The sequence below is a fragment of the Afipia broomeae ATCC 49717 genome (genome assembly GCF_000314675.2).
GTDB lineage: Bacteria > Pseudomonadota > Alphaproteobacteria > Rhizobiales > Xanthobacteraceae > Afipia > Afipia broomeae.
Window position 1 is genome coordinate 247691 of record NZ_KB375284.1, and the last position, 21257, is coordinate 268947.

Below are 21257 nucleotides of genomic sequence, written 5' to 3' on the forward strand. Positions count from 1 at the left end.
GGATAAGACGTCAAACCGGAGGCTTATGTCTCTGCCATTACGCGGAAGCCCCAGAGACAAAACGCACCTACGGGCTACGAATTCGAATGCAATTATCTCAGCTTTAGTCGCCTCCATTTGGCGAACATTGTTCAACACCAATATCTTCTTCTTCAAGTACCCCCCCAATTTTATACCGCACCTTCCTCGTAACCCATGTGTTCGACTCCGTCCCGATCGAGATAGATTGTTGTAAACCCATCGTCGAGAAACTTGAATTTCTTCATGAAAAGAGAGGCAAGTTTCGAATTTGCCGTAGCGAAGAATATCTGCCGGTCGCCTCTAATTGCCAGTTCCCGCAAATAGTCTAAGAAGGATAGCGAATTTAGATCATCAATGTGAGCGATTGGATCATCAATAAGCATGACCGGAGGCGCGGTCTCCAGTTGAGCATTCTGCGCAAGAAAAATTGCGAGCGCTAAAGCTGCACGCTGCCCCGTACTGACCTCGCTCAATTTCACCTCAGATTGGTCGATGGCCTTCGTCAGTGTTAGCAACGTAGAACCGATACCGGAAAATTCGCGCGGAGAATGGATCGTCGAAAATATCCTCTCAATGGCAGCTTTGCTCGACATCAAAGCATTCTCCACCTCCGACGAAAGTGAACTCTCCTTCATCAATTTATCTAGGGCGTCATAAGCAATCGAAAATCGTTGCAGCTTAAGAAGCAGCGCTTGAAGCTCCTTATCAACTTTCTCGCGTGACGCTAGCGCCTCTTGCAGTAAGCGATTGTTCTGCAACTCTTCGGACAGCGCCTGTTGGAGATCGGTTGCTAGCCGCTGAACAGTTTTCGCTGCGACAATGAGATCAGATAGTGGGGCTTTCCGGGGCCACCTAAAGCGCAAAAATAGCTTATCCAAATTGCGCTTTATTCGCTCCGTTGTGGCCACCTTCTCTTTGAGGTTGGAAATTTCAACTCGATAACCTGCCAAACTTCCATTCGTTTCCGGAAACTCGGCCCTAAGCCGATCGGTGCAACCAGCCAGATCGTCATTGCTGACGGCAAGTTGAGCGCGGGCTGCTACTGCACGCTCCTCGCAGCTTCGGATTGCATTTGATAATTCCTCAGAATTTGCGTTATCAAAGGTCACGCCATAGACACCGAGCCTCTCCATGATCTCGCTAAGATCAGGATAACTTAATCCGCTCGCCGCTAGGAAGGCCAACCTGCGGTCAATTTCTGCTAGGCGATTACGGATTACAACTTCATTATCAAGTTGAGCGCTGATTAAGTTCCGCAGTTCTAGAACTTGAACGTCCGTTCCAAGGGAGCTTCGTCTACAGTAGTTGGTTAACCAAATATGGTCTGCTTCAACGACTCTGATTTTATCCAAGAGAGTCGAACATCGCTGAACTTCCGCCAAATACTGTTGACCAAGATTCTCCTGCAAAACATCAAGATCCCCAGCTATATGAGACGCTAGCTTCCCGGGAGCGAACTTCGTATGGCATAGAGGACATTCGTCTCTTTCGTCTGCCGTAGATATGAGCTCAGAGGCGATGTGGCGGAGTTGCTGCAACCATCGTTCCGATTGCTCCTTAAGACGGCTAAACGATTGATATACGCCTTCAGCATCTGAAAGTTGAATTTCCGCTTGATACTTAGCTCGCTGAGTAGCATTGATTAACTCATCGAGCGTTTGGCCTTGAAGACCGTCAGTTGCAATCCGCGCCAGCAGTGCCGATGGCATTTGAGGCATCCGATCGGTGATTTCGTCGAGATCTTGCACCAAGGCTGTACGTTCTCTCATCAAGCCGGGTACATTTGCATCGATAATTGCTGCAGCCTTTTCAAGAAGATTGAGAGTCGTCGCGGCCAGCCGCATTTCTTCTTGCCAATGCGCTCGCTGAAGGAGCGCATTTTGCATCTCCGACAAAACCGGCTCACACCTATCTGTCGTTGCACGGCTTTCGTCTAAATACTCATCCACGGCAGCCGCAGTTACTGGAGACGCAATCCAGCCAGCCGCCACGATCTGATCTAACAACGACACAAACTCTGCAAGAGATGAGGCGAGCGCCGATAGAAATTCTCGCTCTTGTCCAGGAGGATTGTACTGCCAGCGATATTCCCTAAATAACTCTAGCATTCTTGGTTGCAGATTTTTGGAACGAGGCTGGAATTCTTGAACCGTATTTAGGTGCTGTCTAATCTCGAAGAGATTCTTCTCCAGTTCAGACTGCGTTTGCCTGCCGCGCTTCAACTCTAGTCTTAAGGCTTCATGCACGCGCTCCATGTCGTGCCAAGTTCGTGCCGCATCGGGACCTATCAGGAGCTTAGATAGATTCTCCGTTAGCCCATCTGCGGAAGATGCTATTGCGACGGCCGCATCGGTATTTAAAAAATTGAATCGCGAGAAGCTTTGATAGAGATTATTCGCCTTTTCTTCGGCCTGACCGTACCAATTTAAATTACGATCACGAAAGATCTGCAACTTCCTACTTTGAGTTGCCGTTTCAGTTCGTCCATCTGACAGGACACCTTCAATCTTATACCGTATATCCGCAATCGGATTTCGATTGTTTCTGCCGCAATAGAATAACTCAATTGCTTCAAGAAGAGACGTCTTGCCCGAAGCGTTTGGGCCATAGATGAGGTTGACCCCAGAAAAGCTAAAGTGTCTCCTGACTGGGAAGCGCCGATATTGAACAAGACTCATTTTAGCCAATCGCGCCGCTCGCTGCTTATCGATAACGGACTGCGTAGGCCGATGGTATTGTTCAGTGGGACTAACGATCCTCTCCAATTTCCGTGGAAGATCCTGCTCGCCTACAACAGCAGCGTACAGCCCCGCTTCCGTCAAACGCTGTATCCAGAGCGAAAGAACGCTGGCATCACGCGCGTTAGGTACTGCCGTCGTGGTCGGCGGAGCCAGTACACTTGAAATCTGGGAGGCGTAGACAACAAATTTTCGCGCATAGGCACGATCCGCCTCAATAAGCGCTTTCGCTTGCTGCAGATCCTCCTTCGAGACCCCATCGTCAACCACAAGATAGAAGTAGATATTCCATTGTAGATTGACGCTCTCCTTGAAGAATTGAGGAGCGAGCCTGCTCTCCTGATAAGAGTCTAGCGCCTTCTGATCGGCGGGTAATTCATTTGCGGCGTCGAATAGATAGATAGCAAACGCCTTTCCATTTTGACTTCTTTCGTACCGGATAAGGGATTCCGTTGTGGTCTTGGCTTCTGGAAAATGCCGCTGCACTTCCGCCAAAAGCTGATCAGAATTCATCATGCTTCTCCTGCGATATCGAAGGCAGGACCACTTTCAACGCGATCGATGTATGTGTACTCTTTGAGATCGAGTAGTTTCACTGCGCCATCGGCGTCTTGGTACCAAACCGCTATTCGCTGTTTCGCATTGCGACTATCTTCTTCATTTTTCGAACTCTGGTGTAAGTGATTTGCAATACGCTTGGCGGCTGCAATTACTTCAATTACACTTTTGTCGTCGCCGAAATTCACAAGCGTCGCTCGCCCGCGATCCGATTTCGCATTTTGGTAAGGTGCCGAGGACTGCCAATCCAAGATTAGGTTTTTGCTCAGATCCGAGAGCGCCTCCGGCACCTGATTGCTCTCGACATATCGAAAAATCTGACCACACCGCCTCAAGCGAATTCCTCTGAATTGCGCTGCGTTAGGATCCTGACAGTAAGTGATCCTATTCACCACTTCCGTCTCGTCCAATTTGCAGGAAGAAAGGTGAGCAACGTTGTACCAACTTGGATGCACACCGAAGTCACCAGCACACAGAGTTATCGCTCTCTCAGCCGCTATCGGGCTTCGATCCGCAAAATCGAGCAACTGCGCCTTCGCCTTACCCGCTTCCGATGCCTGAATAGCGAATCCGCCATCAACCACGATCTGTTCGACCCAATCGCCTACCGCATCATTCCAAGCGAGTGTTCTTGTCAGCCGTGGGCCAAGCCTAGGAGAAATCGGTCCTTTCACGCCGTAATGGTAGACTTTACTAGAAATCAACTCGTAAACGCTTGGATCATAATTGAAGAAGAGGGAATGGGTCCGACTGCACTCAAGCCAGGTGTAGTACAGTCCCCGTCGGTGGTTCTCATTGACAGATTCATCATCGACCGCGCACTGGCGTGACTTAGTATACCATGCGCTCCCGCCTATATTCTTCCATAGGATTCTCTGCTCACTCTCCCAATGACAAATACCACTCGCCCAGTTTAAGCAGACGATCTCCGTCTCATCATTTTGATAGTCAAGGAAGTGATTTTTATAAGTTCGAAAAGTGTGATTACGGGGATCTGGATTCAGCTGAATGTGAATTATCAATGCGCGGTCGTAGAGTTCTTGAGCGTGATCTGAAAAAGCAAAAGCGTCCGAGCAAATGATAGCGGCCATCTTGATGTCGCGGGCCGCATTACCAAATACATAAACGGTGGTTCCCCGTTGGAGGTTGTTAACTTCGAAGTTCTCTTTGTCGCCCATCGGCACGGTTTTAAATTGCACAAGTACAACAAGCCTCTGAGCCCCGTCTGAAGACGTCGCTTGAAAAACGTAAGCAAGCGGGTCCAGGAAGCGTCCTGGAGCCGAACTCAAGTCTTCAAAAATGATCGACATAGACTTTTCGTTATCGACCTTGAGCTGGACGAGATCCTGATAGCTAATACTTTCGCATCCCAAGACCCAAATCTTACCCGCTGCGGGAGAAACATTACTTTTCAGAGAAGCCAAAAGCACTGACCAAGGCATCGAGTATTCAGGAGTAACACAAATATCCGCTGCAGAATTCCGGGCACATCGAAGAAAAGCGGAGAACTGACTATCGGCTTTAGCAGCATGCCTATGGCTAACGCCATCTCGGCTCACATCAAGTTCGCCATGCGGCTGTAGGAGAAGCGACTTATAGCTATCGAGATTGGGTTGAAGGGCAATAAGGCCTGGCTCTTTAAGGCCGTACTTTTCTAAGACTGAAGTAACCGGTACCACGCGCATTGCTGTGTATTCTCATGCAAAAGTTTGAGCGTAAACGAGCCCGCTGATAATCGCGGTCAGATTCGTACATTGTGCAGATATGAATGCGTGCGCCAAGCCCGCGACGTACGCACGCTCTAATGTAGTTGAATCGGACCGTGTAGCCCCGAATATCTTTGCTGCAGGGCAACAAATGCAGGTTTAGCTCTCTCATGCACGCAGTTCTCGGAAGTGAATTGTCCAGATAGGAAGACGAGGCCCTGGACGATATCCGCTAGGGTCGAAAGTTCGTGAATTCACCTCATGGCAACGGCTCGGCAATTTCCCCCCGTGCCCTAGCGGCCGTGGCCTTCGCCTGAAGTCAGTCGAACATGCGAAGTGCGGTGCCGATTACTCGGTGGCTGTTGGTGTTCCGAAATCTCGCCGCAAATTCGGTTGATCCAGCGCCCATTTCATAGACGTTTTGGTACCCGTTACCTCTGTTTCGTAACCATTGCTTATCCGAACCCCGGCCACAAAATTTTGGGTCACCCAGCGGAGCGGTCACCCTGTAGCAGCAGCGCGATAAACTCCCCCGTGGGGTTACATTGATAGGGCGAGCCTCTTTGCAGCGCAGGCGATCCCGACACGAACGGTCTCATCAACGCGGGAAGAATGAGTCAATTTGACTCACTTGAATGCATTGGAGATGTCCTCAGAGAGCCCTAACATTTGTGTCAACGGTCGTTGGCTCAAACGTAAAGGGACGACAGAATGGCTACCAAATGTGTCGCATACTATCGCGTATCGACCATGAAGCAGGGAACGTCGGGGCTCGGTCTTGAGGCGCAGCGGTTCGCTGTAAATAGCTACCTTCTCTCGCTTGGCGGGGAGATCGTTGTCGAATTTACGGAGATTGAGAGCGGTCGAAAGGATGATCGACCCAAATTAGATCAAGCTATAGCCGCAGCGCGTCTACGTCGGCTCCCTCTCCTCGTGGCTAAGGTTGATCGCTTAACTCGGTCCGTAAGTTTTTTGTCGAGATTGCTGGAAGCGGGGGTTGACGTTCGGTTCGCAGACTTGCCCCAAATCGAAGGCCCCACGGGGCGTTTTATTCTTCAACAGATGGTCGCTGTGGCGGAGTTGGAAGCGGGTTTAATATCATCACGAACAAAGACGGCTTTAGCTGCTGCGAAGGCAAGAGGCCAACGGCTCGGTGGCTTTCGCGGAACTCGTGTTTCCGAATCAGCAAGAGCCACCAGTATCCAAACCCGGGTGGAAAACGCGAAGCAACGAGCTTTCGATCTTCGAGCGATAATAGACCAACTTGATGCAGCGGGAATTCGCTCCGCCAACGCGCTGGCCAAGGAGCTAACAACCCTAGGCATCCCAACAGCATCTGGCCTACCTAGTTGGACAGCGACTCAGGTTATCAGGATGCAAAATATTCTACGATCAAAGTAGGTAGAAGTGCGATGCGCACGCCAACTTCAGACCGGCAGCAAGAAGGTGGAAGACAACATCTCACAAAGGAGGAGCGACGCCGGAAGCAGCACCTTAGGAAAAACCGCAAGCGAAAATTGGAAGGGCTGAAGCCGCTCGCCGATCCCAAAAAGGAAAAGCAGCGAATGAAGCGCAAGCGCCTCAAACGACGAAAGCTTCGGTGGTCGAAACAGCGCAGGCGCGTCAAGCAAGCAGACGGAAGACGGAAGTGGGTAAAGGCGCGAAAAGCCGCCGGAACGTGGATCAACTTCGATAAATGAAAATACGCAATAAAACCAATACACTATATGCGCCATACTAGCGCGATATTCTTGTTAAGATTCAGATAGTTAATCGAGCCACCCCATTACGAATACAGAAGCCGTTCGTTAGTGCTTCGATATTCCCCGCCCCAAAACCACATGCCGAGCCAACACTGCGTGTCGCACGCAGCGCGAACTCGTGCGCATTTAGGAGACGAATGATGACACGAACGATTTGGCCAAAACAATTGCCACGACTATCGCGCGGTCACTTTGTTGGATGGATTTTGTCGACAGACCGCCCCAGCTTGTCTGAATGCCCGTCGGCCTGCACTTGGCTTATCCACCCTCTGGACGACAGCACTGAGCCGCATGCTGACGTCAAAATAAGTCAGGGCAACTACAGTGACGAAAAGCGAGCAAACTTGGCGGGCGCTATAGGGGCAGTTGAAGACCTCGAACCGGAATCGTCAATAATTCTATTCACTAGAGAAACCTACGTTAGCGATGGGCTCATTTTAGTCGGGGAGTGGCGTGACAATGGTTGGAAAAATGCAAAAGGAGAGCTGATTAAGAACGACCGCCTCTGGGCGCGCCTTTTGGAAGTTATCGAAGAAAGAGAACTCGATGTCACTGCACGACATTGGCAAGCCGATGAATATCGAGCGACGCACATCAAGTTAAAAAAACTCGCGCAGGCCGCGCTCAACAAGCGGGGCAGATCGTCGTGAGATCGCAAGGGACATCCTCCGCTAGGTCCTTAACGCGGAGAATAGCATCGCGGTCAAATCAAAGTGCACCGGTATGTGCGATACTTGGTTGCGGTAGACCGACAACCGGCGCAGTAGGGAAGGGCCTAGCAGCCTTCCACTGTCGTCGTCATTTGGAGCACCGCTCTCGACACGGCAGCCATTGGCACGGGACTTACCGCGCGGCGGAGTTGAAACCTTATTTAGCGGCAGCACGCTCGTACGTCCGGCTGAGAATGGAATCAGACAGGTTCATTAAGTCTGCCATCGCGGGCATACAATCGATCCTAGAAACGGCAGGCCCCACCGAGCTCGCCACGCGTCTTCGAGGAATGTCGGCGGCCAAGCGTGCAAAGATTGCGCTGGCACGCCTCCGAGTCGCGGGAATCAAACCCGAGCGGTTCATCATTATCGCGCTGGCAATCACCGCATTGATTGAGGACGATCCCGGCTCCCACCGAACCAAAGAGTTTCGAATCGTGCAAACCGCGAAGGCCCTGCATCGGCTTGCGAGCGGCACACATAAGCGTTGGCCCTATCACGATGCCCAAGGCCGCCCCCGCCAAACCGAGATGCACGCCTTTCCTAGGTCCTCTGGTCAGGTCTTACGCATCCTGGGCGGCGCAGTGAATGAGCAGTGCGAGTGGGTTATCGAGAAGCACTTGCCGGGCGTTCTAGCTCTCAAGGTCGAACGCTATGGCCCGCATCCCGCATGTGTCAGCGCTGCGGCACCGCGACGATGATTTGGCACATCGCCCCCTCCCGCGAAAGATCAGGTATCATCCGCGTGGTGTGCGCATGTTGAGCGTCGTGGCCGGTCACTTCGCGCACCAGACACCGGAAGCTTCGGACGGCGTGCAATGACAAGACACTTCCAACCGCTTTGGTTCGATCCTCAATACCGCGCGAGATCGCCTGAGCTCAAGAACTTGATCCGGGAGTTTGCAAAGCATCTCGCGGAAGCGGAGCTCTCGGACGGCTTGCGAGAGAGGGCCCGAACAGACATAGCGCGAAGGAATTTCTTCGAGAGCATAGAGGCCCTCGCCTGCAATCTGATGCTGCTGTCCTTGATGAGTGATGACGTGGCCCTCGCCGTTCCAAGATCGCATGGCTTCATCTGGGCCAAAGGCCGCTATGGCAATCCGGTCTTCGGTCAACACTTTCTAGATGCAGTCGATCTCATGGCGAAGCTGGGAATGCTGCGGAAGATCAGCACCGGCTATCGACGTTCAGCAATGGTGAAAGCTCCGTCGCTCATCGTCCCGATTACACGACTGGCAAAATTCCTCCCGCTTCAAGGCTTCGATCCGAAGGTGGTCAAGCGGCTCGATGAGCCTGAGGTTCTCATCCTGAAGACAGGCAAGGATTCAGAGGGACAATCCAACCCTGTTGATTACCGGGACACGGCGCGAACAAGGCTGATGCGGAGGCAGGTCAATCGTATCAACAAATGGCTCCAAAATGCCGACATAGAAGTTCTGGACGGCGGCGCTGGGGTGCACCTTGGGAAAGATGGTCAGCTTGTCATACTTCACCGGCGATCATTGAGACGTATCTTCAACAACGGCACATGGCAAAACGGCGGACGTCTCGCAGGAGGGTTCTGGATGTCTGCGAGCCGCACGGAACGCTTCGAGCGAATTCGGCTTGATGGTGAGCCCATTGCAGACGTGGACTACCGGCAGCTTTTCCCCCGGCTAGCTTACGTGAGGGCGCAAGCCGAACAACCCGAGGATGACATTTACAATGTGGCTGGCGATGGGAACGGACGCGACGGATGGAAGATGCTGCTCAACGCTATGCTGTTCGCTGACGGCCGCCTTGGGAATTGGCCAAAGGGTGCGCGTGAGCATTTTCCCGCTGGGATGAAACTTCGTGACGCCATCGACATGCTGAAACGAAAGCACGCTCCGATTGCCCATCTCTTCGGAACGGGCCTTGGCTTTGAGCTGATGCGGATCGAGAGCGACATGCTGATCGCGGTGGTCTCGTCCCTGTTCAAACGGGGCATCACCGCGCTCCCTCTGCACGATGCCGTTCTCGTGGCCCATTCCCATGCCGAGACCGCAAAGCAACTGATGCAGGACGAATTTACTCTCCGAACCGGCTCCCGCTGCGCGATTGTTTCCGTCGAGCTTGAGCCCAATTGACGGGCATTTCCTCGCTTACGGCTCCTCTAATGGAAGGGGGGTTTAGGAGGGGTGAGCTTTAAGATCGCGGCTTAGCGGAGTGCCCTTAGGCGGTGATGGTAATCAAGCATTCTATCCTAAAGTTAGTCCCCCACTGTGGATCAACCTAAGCTAAGGCACAGATTGGCATGCCTCTCCAACTGCATGACTTACTTAATGCAAGAACGAGCTGCGATTCCGACTTTGCGGCGATCGCCCGTCAAATTGAACGAAAGCCAGTACGCGAGATTGCCCTCGTTTCTAGAGAACAAGTCGCTACGAAGCTCCAAACGATTTGCATTCTGAATGTCGTACATCGAAGCGCCCACAACCATGGACGACGCCTGAACCATTTGTTTCGCTTCCTTTGGGCTTGTCACCATCGCAAGTTGGAGGGGGAAAACTTTCTCTCCCTTATCGCTTACCAACGCTATCGAGGATTTCTTGAGAATATCGCTCAAAGCTTCGCTTAAATACTCCGCATCTTTGGGATTTTCGTTTGATAGAAAAGCAACAAACGCTTTGTCTGCAACTCCTCGACAGTAAAGTCGTAGCCTGAACGTGTAATAGACGGAGCGGCTTACCGTTTCGACGTAGGCCCCGGATGCGCCAAAGGGCTCCACGCTAAGCGGGGTAAACGACGTTTCCGAATTATCAATTTTGAGATCGATCAACTCAGAACTCGACAGCCATCTCATTTCTCCCCATGGAGGAATTGTACCGGCTAAACTTACAAGCCGCGGATCGATTCCCATTCTCACGATGTATTCAAGAAGAAGGGCTGTAAGCAACTGATCGGCTGAACGATCGACTGAGCTAGCGGTTTTTGCTAACGGTTCAGATACCGACCGCTCATCATAAAACTGGTGAATGCCGATCTTTGATTTGGCCGCGAAGCGCGTTACCCCGCCAACAAATGCGTAGACACAAGCGGACGCACATACTCCGTTTCTTACCTCGTAACTCGTGCCATCAAGCACTTTTTCTAGGATCGTTTCCGGATCAAATGAAGATTCTTCACCGACCGTCTTTCCCACCGAAGTGAAAAGTCCAGCCGCACGAATTACCTCCCCAAGTTTTATGCCTGACAGAAGATTCCCGCCTGGCGAATTGAGCCGCAACGAGGAGCCACGTGGAATCTTTTTTTGATCAATAAACTTTTTCAGCTTTTCTGGCGTATCATTCTCAATCGCGCCTTCTGCGATAATCCATTCGCATCCATTGCAGTTACCGCCGTTGAACGCACTTCGAAAGATCATCGGCCCCTTGATGTCATAGTTGAAAGACTTGCCTGCGGCCGCTTCGTGCGCGGACAACGATCCAAGCGTGACAAAGATGCAAACGAGATTGCGAATATTGGACATCATTTGCGGCTGCTCATGGGTAAAGAATAGTCCTTGCGCCAGATTATATCTTGAAGTTTGGAAATTTAGCGATGGCATTTGCCTTCGCCTTGATCGTCACCTCACCGTAGCCTTCTGAGATATTACGCGGTGCATGGCCTTGTATCGCATCCAACACGCGCATCTCGACGCCTTCGTCGATTCCCACGGTCTTGAAGCGATGACGCCAGCCGTGGCTCGGATCAACGTGCGGGTCCGGTACGACCTCGCGGACGAACATGTTGACCTTGTTCCGCGCGGTCTTCACTGCCTTGCGGACTCCTAGCTCGTCGTTGCTGGGTGAGATGAAAAGGTGGCCTTCGTTGGATCCCTTGACGAAATTCAGAAAGCCCGACTCGACGATCTGCCGATGCAGCACCACGTCTCTCGCCTCATCGGTTTTCACCGGGCCAGCTTCAGGCGTGACGTGAACTATCCAATACTTCCCCTCGCGTCGGACATCCTGTTTCCGTAACTGAAGCATCTCGCCAACACGAGCGCCCGTGAAGGCGCACAGCCACGGCACCCACCGCTTTGCCGCCGCAAGTTTTTGCGCTTCACCACCGGCTTTGTAATTCTTGGCATGCTTCAATATCTGTGCGGCTTCTTTGTGCGATAAACCCTTGGCCCGGAGCTTGCGCGGCTTGGAGGTCTTGATGGTGAGGCCTTCAGCGGGATTGATGGACATCCTCCTGTTCATCACGGCCCAACCAAAAACTGTCTTGAGGCCTGCGAGGTCGCTATCCTTGACGGTCTTCGGACTCACGCCGCTCCCGATACGCACATCCTTGAAACGCACGATATCTTCCGGAGTGACCCTGCTGGCGTCATCATGCTTCAAAACAACAACCAGCTTCGCCATCGTGTTGCGATAGCTTTCGTAAGTGCTGGGCTTGCGGCCCGCTGCCTTAGCTTCCTTCCACCATTCCTCGACCAGTTCTTTTAGCGAAACACCGGGCGCGATTGGAGCAAGCACGGCGCGGTTCGACACTTCCCACAGTGGAAATCTTCTCGCCTTAGGATCGTCGGAGTAATCCCCTTCGATGTTCTTCCTGCGACTCGCAAAGGCGTCCCGTAATGCCATCCAAAACGCTGACAGGAGGATGGCGCGCGTATCACTATCGACGCGACCAATGCCTTTGCTCAACAACAACCGATCAACCAGCGGACCAAGGGGCTTCTCCAGATCGGAAGGATCGCCACTAGCTCCGACCTTTCCCCACATCACCTCAATGGCGGCCCAGTGAGCTTCCTCATCGGTCTGCGTAACGCTAGCGGGCTGCCAACCGCCGCCGGGCTTTTGCTCGATTGCAATGCTCCGGGCGCGATTCTCTCCGTCCGCCCAGATGCGATACAACTCGCCTGCAAGCGCGGTAGCCTGACGATGCGATAGTTTGATGGGAGCTTCTTCGCGGAGCGCCGTCCAGACGCCTTCAAGGTATGCTGCGGCGATGGCCTGACGGCTTTTGACTTGGCTTGGGTCTGCCGTGCGGAGCGAGAATCGGACGGACTGTGCGCGGACACTGACGGTGACGAACGCGAAGCCATCACCCAACGGAATGGCGAGACGTGTCCCCTCCGCGCGGCTCTTCACGTCGGCGGGAATCCGCTGCACGAATATCGGTATGCGAGAGCCATCCCGCTTCATCGGACGCACCACCCGAAACAGCATTGTTACTCACCCTTGTTACACAGTCGGGTAAGCGCAACTCACTGATAGGGCTTAACTTCTTGAAGGGAAAGTCTTTTTGAAGTTGATGGTGCCCAGGGGCGGGATCGAACCACCGACACTGCGATTTTCAGTCGCATGCTCTACCAACTGAGCTACCTGGGCGCCGCCTCGAACGCTGCCAAAACAGCTTGGAGGGAGAGCGCCGGTTTATAGTGAGACGCGGCGGCGCTGTCCAGCCACCGTGCGAATTTTGCGAGGACGACCGCGCCGCCCGGCGGCGGCTCGAAATCCTCCCGAATTCAAGGACTTCGGCGCGGCCGGAAAATGCCCGAAAGACCTATTTCGGCTCGTCCATATCGTCGTCCTCGTCGCTCTCGCGCGCCGGGATGGCATAGGACCCCGACAGCCAGCGATTCAGGTCGACATCGCGGCAGCGTTCCGAACAGAACGGCTTGGAGGCCTCGACCTGCGGCTTGCCGCAGATCGGGCATGGCTTCGCGCGGGGCGCGGATTTCGCGCCATCAACTGGCATTCAGCCAGCCGAAGCGGACCGGAAAACCTTCCCCGCCCAGCAGCGTGGTCGCTTCATAAAGCGGCAGCCCGACCACGTTGGAGTAAGAGCCGACCATCTTCACCACGAACGAACCTGCGATGCCCTGCACCGCATAGCCGCCGGCTTTGCCGCGCCATTCGCCGGAGCCGATATAGGCCTGAATATCGTCCTCGCTCAGCCGCTTGAACCGCACCCGCGTTTCCACCAGCCGCTGACGGAAGGTTTCCTTCGGCGTCACCAGGCAGATCGCGGTGTAGACGCGATGATTGCGGCCGGACAGCAGGCGCAGGCACTGCGAGGCTTCGTCCACCAGTTCCGCCTTCGGCAGGATGCGGCGTCCGACCGCGACCACGGTGTCGGCAGCAAGAATGAAGGACCCGCGAAGATCATCATCGAGCTGCACGGACTTGAGCGCCGCGTCGGCCTTGGCGCGGGCCAGACGATTGGCGCAGGCGCGCGGCAGCTCGCCGCGCTTTGGCGTCTCATCGACATCCGCAGGGCGCAGCGCGTCGGGCTCGATACCGGCCTGATTGAGCAGGCTGAGGCGCCGTGGCGAGCCGGAGGCGAGGACAAATTTGGGACGGCCTAACATGCGAGATTTGTCGTTCGGTCAGGGGTCAATGGGCGCGGAAACTATCCGAAGGGCGTGGCCCCGACAACAGCGCGGCGGCGTGCCCGGGTCCGATTTCTGACGATTTTTCCTACTCGTTCTTGATGGCTGCCGGCGCGAAACGCTCGCGAATACGCTTCTGCAAACTGTCCCGGACATGCCGGTAGGCATCGAGCTGCAACTCGCGGCGGCCTTCGACGCCGACCGGATCGGGCGTCGGCCAGTATTCGACTTCGGTGGCCGAGGTCGCGGTCAACTGGAGCGCCTTGTGATGCGCCTCCGGCGACAGTGTCACGATCAGATCGAAGTTCAGGCCTTCCCAGTCCTCCAGATCGGCGACCGTCCACGGCTTGTGATTGGAAATGTCGAGCCCGATCTCCTTCATCACCGCGACCGCGAACGGATCGAGATCGGCCTTGCTGACGCCGGCGGATTGCACGTAGAGCCCGCGCGGAATGAGATGGCGCAGCAGACAGGCTGCCGTCGGAGAGCGGACACTGTTCTGCCCGCACATGAACAGAACCGCTTGCGGAGAACGCGCCGCCATTCGTCAGGCTCGTCCGGAAATTTTGCGCATGACACTTTTCGGGGTCATGTACTGCCCTCGCCCTTCCAGTGCAGCACAGAAATCAGTGTGAACAGCCGGCGCGCGGTTTCGAAGTCGACGCGCACCTTGCCTTCAAGGCGCTCCATCAAGGTCCGCGAGCCTTCGTCATGGATGCCCTTGCGGCCCATGTCGATGGCTTCGATCTTGTCGGGCGTCGCGGTGCGGATCGCCTGATAGTAGCTGTCGCAGATCATGAAGTAGTCCTTCACGATCCGGCGGAACGGCGTCAGCGACAGCAGATGCACGACGCAGGGCGTGCCGTCCTCGCGCTTGATGTCGAACATCAGGCGGTTGCCGGTAATTCCGATATGCAGCGTGAACGGACCGGTGTGACCGCCTTCCGGCGCGAACAGGTTCTGCTCAATGAGATCGTAGATCGCGATCGCGCGCTCGTGCTCGATGTCCGGCCCGGATCGCCCGATCGATTCTTCATCCAGCGTCACCGCGACGACGCGGTTGTCCCGGTCCTCATCTGTCGGGGGCCTCGTCATGACAGATTAAGCCGCAATCCGACCGACCGCGCATGGGCATCCAGCCCCTCGGCCTTGCCGAGCGTCATCGCCGCCGGTCCGAGGGCGCGAAGCTGGTCGGGTCCGCACTTCAGGATCGAGGTCCGCTTCATGAAATCGAGCACGCCGAGGCCCGAGGAAAAACGCGCCGAGCGCGCCGTCGGCAACACGTGATTGGAGCCACCGACATAGTCGCCGATCGCTTCCGGCGTATGCGCTCCAAGGAAGATCGCGCCGGCATTGCGGATGCGCGCGCTCAAGCCCTCGGGATCGGCGGTGATGATTTCCAGATGCTCGGCGGCAATGGCATCGGCGAGCGCGACCGACTCGTCCAGTGACTTCACCAGAATGATCGCGCCGAAATCGTTCCAGGACGCGCGCGCGATGTCAGCGCGCGGCAGCGTGGTCAACTGTGCTTCGACGGCACGCGCGACATCGTTCGCCAGCGTCTCGTCATCGGTGATCAGGATCGACTGCGCATTGGCGTCGTGCTCGGCCTGCGCGAGCAGATCGGCCGCGATCCAGTCGGGATTCGCGGTGCGGTCGGCGATCACCAGCACTTCGGACGGTCCGGCGATCATGTCGATACCGACCTTGCCGAACACCAGACGCTTGGCGGCAGCAACGTAAGCATTGCCGGGACCGACGATCTTCGCCACCGGCTTGATGGTCGCCGTGCCATAGGCCAGCGCCGCAACGGCCTGCGCGCCGCCCACGCGGTAGATTTCCGACACGCCGCCGAGCTGCGCCGCCGCCAGCACCAGCGGGTTGAGCTTGCCGTCCGGAGACGGCACCACCATCACCACGCGCTCCACGCCGGCGACCTTGGCCGGCACCGCGTTCATCAGCACGGATGACGGATAGGCCGCGGTGCCGCCCGGCACATACAGGCCGACCGCCTCAATGGCGCTCCAGCGCCAGCCGAGTTCAACACCCGCGGCGTCCGTGAAACGCTCATCCTTCGGCAACTGCCGCCTGTGAAAAACCTCGATGCGGTCACGCGCGAACTTCAGGGCGTCGAGCGTCGCGGTATCGCAAGCCTTCACCGCGGCTTCGATCTCCGCCGCCGTAATGCGCAAACCACCTGCGGTGATGTCCAGCCGGTCGAACTTCTTCGTCGCCGCGATCAGCGCCGCATCGCCATGCTTCGCCACGTCGTCGACGATGGCGCGCGCGGACGCGTCGATATCGGCGGAAACCTCCCGCTTCATGTCGAGAAAGGCGTTGAAGCGCTCGCTGAAGTCGGCGCTGTGGCTGGTGAGGCGGATCGGCATTCCAGGGTCCGGCAGGGGATCAATTAAAGGCGTGGTCATTGGCGCGATGCTAGTGTCCTGAATCCGAAGTTCGCCTCATTTTGCGGCACGCTCCATAGCGAACTTCGGATTCAAAAGGGCACTAGAAATTAGTGTTCTAGTGTGGCTTTGGTTCGCAAGTCCGCTAAATGGACGTGCTGACAAATGTTGCGGACTTGCGAACCGCCACACTCGTCACCGTCAACCCCATAACATTCCCGGAATGAAACCGCGAGCGGGACCGCCCGAGTTGGTTGCTAAATGTCTGTGTGCGCTGGCAGATTAGTTGGCTGCGGCCTGATCGACCGGATCGGTGTCCAGATTGTCCGGGCCCAGATCGGCCAGTTCGCATTCGAGGCACTCGACTTCGAGCCGAAGCACCCCGCCGGTAGCGAACAGCAGCAGCACCTGGCCGCCCGGTTTCTTGCCCGGATGGAATTCCAGCCCAAGCAGGGTCAGGGGCAGTTCCGGGGCCGTCATGTCGATCTCGCGCGACTGGCAGGACAGCACGCGGTCAAAACGCAGCGCCGAAATCAGGCGGCGCGGAACGCAATCGCCGGCAAGAATATCCTCACAGTCCATCCGCCGCATGGCAACGACCAGACGCTTCTCGCTCTGCCGCCAGAGGATGTCGCCCGCCACCACCGCCGCATCCTGGATATGGGCGGAGATGACCGCGAGATCGTCTTCATCCAGCGCGGCCAGCTTGCGCCGGGATGTATTTTGCTGAGCCGTTTTGTTCTGAGACATGGCCCCCGCCGTTGCTTCAATTGGGCATGATATTTTCCGAAAACCGGTTTCCACTCTTCGGGATCATGCCCTGCATTACCCGCTGATCCGTTCGATGGTCGCGCCGCAGGCCGAGAGTTTTTCCTCGAGCCGCTCGAAACCACGATCGAGATGATACACGCGATTGACGGTGGTTTCGCCTTCCGCCGCGAGCGCCGCAATCACCAGCGACACCGAGGCGCGCAAATCCGTCGCCATCACCGGTGCACCCTTCAGTTTGGCGATGCCGTCGATGATCGCGGTCTCGCCATCGAGGGAAATACGCGCACCGAACCGCGCCAGTTCCTGAACATGCATGAAACGGTTTTCAAAAATTGTTTCGGTGATGTGCGACGAGCCTTTGGCGCAGGCCATCAGCGCCATGAGCTGCGCCTGAAGATCGGTCGGAAAGCCCGGGAACGGCGCGGTCGTGACCTTGACCGGGCTGATACCCGCGCCGTTGCGCGCAACGCGGATGCCTTCATTGTTCGGCGTGATGGTGGCGCCGGCTTCCGTCAGCACATCCAGTGCCGATTGCAGCAGTTCAGGCCGCGCACCCGCGAGTTGCACATCGCCGCCCGTCATCGCCACCGCCATGGCATAGGTGCCGGTCTCGATCCGGTCCGGCAACACGGTGTGACGCGCGCCGTGCAGTTTCTTGACGCCCTCGATCACGATGCGCGTCGTGCCGGCGCCGGAAATCTTTGCACCCATCTTGTTGAGACAGTCGGCGACATCGAGGATCTCGGGCTCGCACGCAGCATTGGTGATGACCGTCGTGCCTTTGGCGAGCGTCGCAGCCATCAGCGCCACGTGGGTGCCGCTGACGGTGACCTTGGGGAAATCGATCTCCGCGCCGACAAGTCCGCCGGGCGCTTTCGCGATCACGTAGCCGCCGTCGATCTGCAATTCCGCGCCGAGCTTCTCCAGTGCCATGATCAGCAAATCGACAGGGCGGGTGCCGATGGCGCAGCCGCCGGGCAGCGAGACCTTGGCTTCCTTCATGCGCGCGAGCAGCGGCGCGATCACCCAGAAGCTGGCGCGCATCTTCGAGACCAGCTCATAGGGCGCCGTGGTGTCGATGATGTTGGCTGCGGAAATATGCAGGGTCTGGCCCTGATACTCATGGTCCCCCGGACGCTTGCCCTTCGACATGATGTCGAGGCCATGATTGCCAAGAATGCGCTGAAGCTGTGCAACGTCGGCCAGGCGCGGCACGTTGTCGAGAATCAGGGTCTCGTCGGTCAGCAGGCTTGCGATCATCAGCGGCAGAGCCGCGTTCTTCGCGCCGGAAATCGGAATGGTGCCGTTGAGTTTGTTGCCGCCGACAATGCGAATGCGATCCATGCCAAACCTGCCCTGTTGCGGATAAAATGGCTTTTAGCGTGTTTCGGAGGGGGTGGAAACCGCGCGCCGGACGCCCAAGAACCCGGCAGGCAAGCTTAATACCTGAAAAATCGCTCGAATTGTGTCGGTCCGGGCACGGATCGGGAGCTTTCCGGCCGTCCGGCCCGAACGATCAGGCCCCGGCCTTGTGGATGTCGTCCATTTCGAGGATCGGCCTCGGATAACCGCGTTTGGCCACGTTCAGCATGGCGCGGCCGACCTCCTCGGTGGTGGTGACATATTTCGGCGCGACCTGATGCAGGAAACCCAGCAGCGGTCCGGTCATGACATAGAGTGCCTGGACCCAGGCCGTTTTCGACCGCACGCCATGCAAGGGCTGGATCGCACCGGGCCGGAACATGTACGCCGCCCTGAACGGCAGCTTGAGCAGATCGTTCTCGGTCTTGCCTTTGACCCGCGCCCACATCACGCGGCCCTGCTCGGTGCTGTCCGTGCCTGCGCCGGTGACATAGACGAAGGTCATGTCCGGATTGAGCCGCGCCAGCGGGCGCGCCGCCGCCAGCGTGATGTCGTAGGTTAGATGGCGATAGCGCTCGGCGTCCATACCGATCGAAGACACGCCAAGGCAGAAAAAGCAGGCGTCATAGCCCGTGATGTCTTTCTCGATGGCGGAGAAGTCGAGAAAATCCTTATGCACGAGCTCGCGCAGCTTCGGGTGCTGCTGACCGGTGGCGCTGCGGCCGACGGTCAATACTTCCGTCACATCGGGATCGCGCAGGCACTCGATCAGAACGCCCTGCCCGACCATACCGGTCGCGCCGAAGACGATGACTTTCATCGACGCTCCCGTTCCCCAAGTGGAGTGGATCTCCACTAGAAACTTATATTCCCTGGTGGTCCTTTGATTCTAACATTCGCAAGAATACCTTCTGAAACGGGATGCGAATGTTAGAATCGGAACCACTAGCGTGGGTCACGCCGCCTTGAAACGCCTGATGCCGAGGATGATCAAGCCGATGAAAAAAAGCAGCACGATGCCTTGGGTGATCGCAAACGGCGGCTCGGCACCGGTCGGCGCATAGACGTTCAGCAACGCGACCTTCTGGAACGACTGCGCGATCAGCACAAAAACGTTGAACCAGAGCGCGAGCATCGCGGTGACCACATAGACCGTGCGCCAGATCCCGGCGAGGCCTTTTGCGTAGAGCGCGTACACCGCGATCGCCAGCAGCGCGAGCGAGATGAGCGCGACGATGTGCGACGGGAGCAGCTTGGTGAAAGGAAACAGAAAGCCGGTCGCGCTGGTGAGTATCGTCAGGACGAGAAACCAGAGCGTCCAGCCGGGCAGCCTGTTCGATGCAAGCATCCCACCCGCCACCACGAAGCCCAGGCCGATGGCGATCATGCTGATGATGAGATGAAGGACGGTGAAACCCGCTAACGACATGCCTAAAATCATGATGCGCCCCTGGTTAGAATAAATCCAAGGCTACATGATACGCATGGCAGCGCAACAGAAGTTCCGTTTCCGGACGGCCCGCTCACGCAAATTTTTGCAGGATTTGCCGGTTGCGCGATTAGCGGTTGAGAAAATCCACCAGCGTCGGAATCACCTGGCCCGGCGCTTCTTCCATCAGCCAATGACCGGAGCCTTTGATGATAACACCTTCGACATTGGTCGCGACGAGCTTGCCCTGTTCGATCAGGAAGACACCTCCCGCCTTCTCGCCGGAGAGAACGAGCATCGGCATCGGCAGCTTGGTCTTTGCAAAATCCGAAAAGTCGTCGGCGTCTTTCTCGAAGGCGCGGAAGACCTCCATTCCCGCCTTCATGTGGCCCGGCTGTGCATAGGCCTTGGCGTAGATTTTACGATCCTTCTGCGAAATGGATTTTGCGGGATCGGCGGCGAAGTCATTCCAGAAATGTTCGAGATAGATCCGCTCGCGGCCCTGAACCAGCGCCAGCGGCGTTTTGCCGTAGAAATGGAAGTGCCAGAGATCGCGCAGCAGCCAGACGCTCTTCCAGTCGCCGACGCCGGGCAGGAAGGCATCCATCAGCACGATACGATCGACCTCGGCCGGATACTGCGCCGCATAGGCATAGGCGACCATCAGTCCGATGTCGTGGCCGACGATCCTGACCTTGGTAAATCCGAGGCTCTTCACCAGCGCGTGGATGTCCTGCGCCATTTGCTTCTTGGTGTAGCCGCCCTCGGGCGCATCGGATTTGCCGAACCCGCGCAGATCGGGCGCAATCACGGTGTGCTTGTTGACGAGTCCCGGAAACAGCGGCCGCCACATGTGGCTGGTCTCGGCATAGCCATGCAGCAGCACGACCGGATCGCCCTTGCCGGCAATCAGATAATTCAGTTTGACGCCGTTGACGTCGGCGGTCCGGTTTTGCGGCGCCGACTGCGCGGACGCGTAGCCGACTGACACGAGAAAGATGGATGCAGCCATTGCCGCGGCGCAGGCCGCGCCGCGAATGGCTCGCCGGAAATACAGCATGCTAAAAAGTTCCTTTTGAGGATCGGCACGATCCTGACAATCCAAGGGTGGTTGGCAAGCTCAGATACTCGGCAGACGTCGTTCAATAATAACGCGGGATCGGACCGTTATGCGGGGTCTTGCGGTCCGACAGGTCGAACAAGACTTCATCGACGTAGCACCAGCCCCATCCTTCCGGCGGATCATAGCCTTCGATGACAGGATGCTGGGTGGCGCGGAAATGTTTGGTGGCGTGCCGGTTCGGCGAATCGTCGCAGCAGCCGACATGGCCGCAGGTCCGGCAAATTCGTAAGTGCAGCCAGACGCTACCGGTCTTCAGGCATTCCTCGCACCCCAAAGCGCTCGGCGTGACATTCTTGATCTCCGCGATGTGCTTGCAGGGCATGTC

General features: G+C 56.3%; 20 protein-coding genes and 1 tRNA gene. 5 read left to right on the top strand and 16 right to left on the bottom strand.

Going from position 1 to position 21257, the window contains the following annotated elements:
* Positions 1 to 170: 170 nt before the first annotated feature.
* The gene (locus HMPREF9695_RS20670; RefSeq protein ID WP_006022848.1) at positions 171 to 3272 is read right to left on the bottom strand and encodes an AAA family ATPase; all 3102 of its coding nucleotides are present in this window, start codon (positions 3270 to 3272) and stop codon (positions 171 to 173) included.
* Entirely contained in the window at positions 3272 to 5002 is a 1731-nt protein-coding gene (locus tag HMPREF9695_RS20675) for a hypothetical protein (RefSeq protein WP_006022849.1), read from the bottom strand. The genes HMPREF9695_RS20670 and HMPREF9695_RS20675 overlap by 1 nt, the downstream gene beginning before the upstream one ends.
* Positions 5003 to 5734: 732 nt before the next feature.
* Between HMPREF9695_RS20675 and HMPREF9695_RS20680 the strand changes: the two genes are divergently transcribed.
* The 5 genes from HMPREF9695_RS20680 to HMPREF9695_RS20700 all read left to right on the top strand — a co-directional run bounded on the left by HMPREF9695_RS20680 (position 5735) and on the right by HMPREF9695_RS20700 (position 9604).
* Complete coding sequence (locus HMPREF9695_RS20680) at positions 5735 to 6424, top strand: recombinase family protein (protein WP_006022850.1); 690 nt, start codon at positions 5735 to 5737, stop codon at positions 6422 to 6424.
* Positions 6373 to 6723 (top strand): hypothetical protein, encoded by a 351-nt coding sequence (locus HMPREF9695_RS26475; protein WP_167540061.1) that lies wholly within the window; start codon positions 6373 to 6375, stop codon positions 6721 to 6723. Before HMPREF9695_RS20680 ends, HMPREF9695_RS26475 begins: the two co-directional genes overlap by 52 nt.
* A gap of 203 nt (positions 6724 to 6926) precedes the next feature.
* Positions 6927 to 7436 (top strand): RNase H family protein, encoded by a 510-nt coding sequence (locus HMPREF9695_RS20690; RefSeq protein WP_006022851.1) that lies wholly within the window; start codon positions 6927 to 6929, stop codon positions 7434 to 7436.
* Between the two features lie 254 nt (positions 7437 to 7690).
* On the top strand, positions 7691 to 8197 hold the full coding sequence (locus tag HMPREF9695_RS20695; protein WP_006022852.1) for a hypothetical protein: 507 nt from the start codon (positions 7691 to 7693) through the stop codon (positions 8195 to 8197).
* Between the two features lie 117 nt (positions 8198 to 8314).
* Positions 8315 to 9604, top strand: coding sequence for a hypothetical protein (locus HMPREF9695_RS20700; protein ID WP_006022853.1), 1290 nt, complete (start codon positions 8315 to 8317; stop codon positions 9602 to 9604).
* A 188-nt stretch (positions 9605 to 9792) separates the two neighbouring features.
* On the opposite strand, the gene HMPREF9695_RS20705 is transcribed toward HMPREF9695_RS20700, so the two are convergent.
* The 14 genes from HMPREF9695_RS20705 to HMPREF9695_RS20770 form a co-directional block, all read right to left on the bottom strand.
* A complete protein-coding gene (locus tag HMPREF9695_RS20705) occupies positions 9793 to 11064 on the bottom strand; it encodes a COG3904 family protein (RefSeq protein WP_157224005.1) in 1272 nt (423 codons plus the stop codon).
* The gene (locus HMPREF9695_RS20710) at positions 11030 to 12676 is read right to left on the bottom strand and encodes a tyrosine-type recombinase/integrase (RefSeq protein WP_006022855.1); all 1647 of its coding nucleotides are present in this window, start codon (positions 12674 to 12676) and stop codon (positions 11030 to 11032) included. The genes HMPREF9695_RS20705 and HMPREF9695_RS20710 overlap by 35 nt, the downstream gene beginning before the upstream one ends.
* Positions 12677 to 12762: 86 nt before the next feature.
* Positions 12763 to 12838, bottom strand: a tRNA-Phe gene (locus HMPREF9695_RS20715).
* Between the two features lie 175 nt (positions 12839 to 13013).
* Positions 13014 to 13208 carry a DNA gyrase inhibitor YacG gene (gene yacG, locus HMPREF9695_RS20720; protein ID WP_006022856.1) on the bottom strand — a complete coding sequence of 65 codons (195 nt, stop codon included), beginning with the start codon at positions 13206 to 13208 and terminating at the stop codon, positions 13014 to 13016.
* On the bottom strand, positions 13198 to 13821 hold the full coding sequence (locus HMPREF9695_RS20725) for a Maf-like protein (protein ID WP_006022857.1): 624 nt from the start codon (positions 13819 to 13821) through the stop codon (positions 13198 to 13200). The genes yacG and HMPREF9695_RS20725 overlap by 11 nt, the downstream gene beginning before the upstream one ends.
* A 109-nt stretch (positions 13822 to 13930) precedes the next feature.
* Positions 13931 to 14386, bottom strand: a complete 456-nt coding sequence (locus HMPREF9695_RS20730; protein ID WP_006022858.1) for an arsenate-mycothiol transferase ArsC — start codon at positions 14384 to 14386, stop codon at positions 13931 to 13933.
* A gap of 44 nt (positions 14387 to 14430) precedes the next feature.
* Positions 14431 to 14937 (bottom strand): UPF0262 family protein, encoded by a 507-nt coding sequence (locus HMPREF9695_RS20735; protein ID WP_006022859.1) that lies wholly within the window; start codon positions 14935 to 14937, stop codon positions 14431 to 14433.
* The gene (gene hisD, locus HMPREF9695_RS20740; protein ID WP_006022860.1) at positions 14934 to 16229 is read right to left on the bottom strand and encodes a histidinol dehydrogenase; all 1296 of its coding nucleotides are present in this window, start codon (positions 16227 to 16229) and stop codon (positions 14934 to 14936) included. The genes HMPREF9695_RS20735 and hisD overlap by 4 nt, the downstream gene beginning before the upstream one ends.
* Before the next feature lie 300 nt (positions 16230 to 16529).
* Entirely contained in the window at positions 16530 to 16997 is a 468-nt protein-coding gene (locus HMPREF9695_RS20745) for a DUF2948 family protein (RefSeq protein ID WP_006022861.1), read from the bottom strand.
* 75 nt (positions 16998 to 17072) lie between these two features.
* Positions 17073 to 18362, bottom strand: a complete 1290-nt coding sequence (gene murA / locus HMPREF9695_RS20750; protein WP_006022862.1) for a UDP-N-acetylglucosamine 1-carboxyvinyltransferase — start codon at positions 18360 to 18362, stop codon at positions 17073 to 17075.
* A gap of 172 nt (positions 18363 to 18534) precedes the next feature.
* Positions 18535 to 19200, bottom strand: a complete 666-nt coding sequence (locus HMPREF9695_RS20755; protein WP_006022863.1) for an NAD-dependent epimerase/dehydratase family protein — start codon at positions 19198 to 19200, stop codon at positions 18535 to 18537.
* A gap of 135 nt (positions 19201 to 19335) precedes the next feature.
* Positions 19336 to 19821, bottom strand: coding sequence for a hypothetical protein (locus HMPREF9695_RS20760; protein WP_006022864.1), 486 nt, complete (start codon positions 19819 to 19821; stop codon positions 19336 to 19338).
* A gap of 118 nt (positions 19822 to 19939) precedes the next feature.
* Entirely contained in the window at positions 19940 to 20869 is a 930-nt protein-coding gene (locus HMPREF9695_RS20765; protein WP_006022865.1) for an alpha/beta fold hydrolase, read from the bottom strand.
* Between the two features lie 82 nt (positions 20870 to 20951).
* The gene (locus HMPREF9695_RS20770) at positions 20952 to 21254 is read right to left on the bottom strand and encodes a UBP-type zinc finger domain-containing protein (RefSeq protein WP_006022866.1); all 303 of its coding nucleotides are present in this window, start codon (positions 21252 to 21254) and stop codon (positions 20952 to 20954) included.
* Positions 21255 to 21257: the final 3 nt, after the last annotated feature.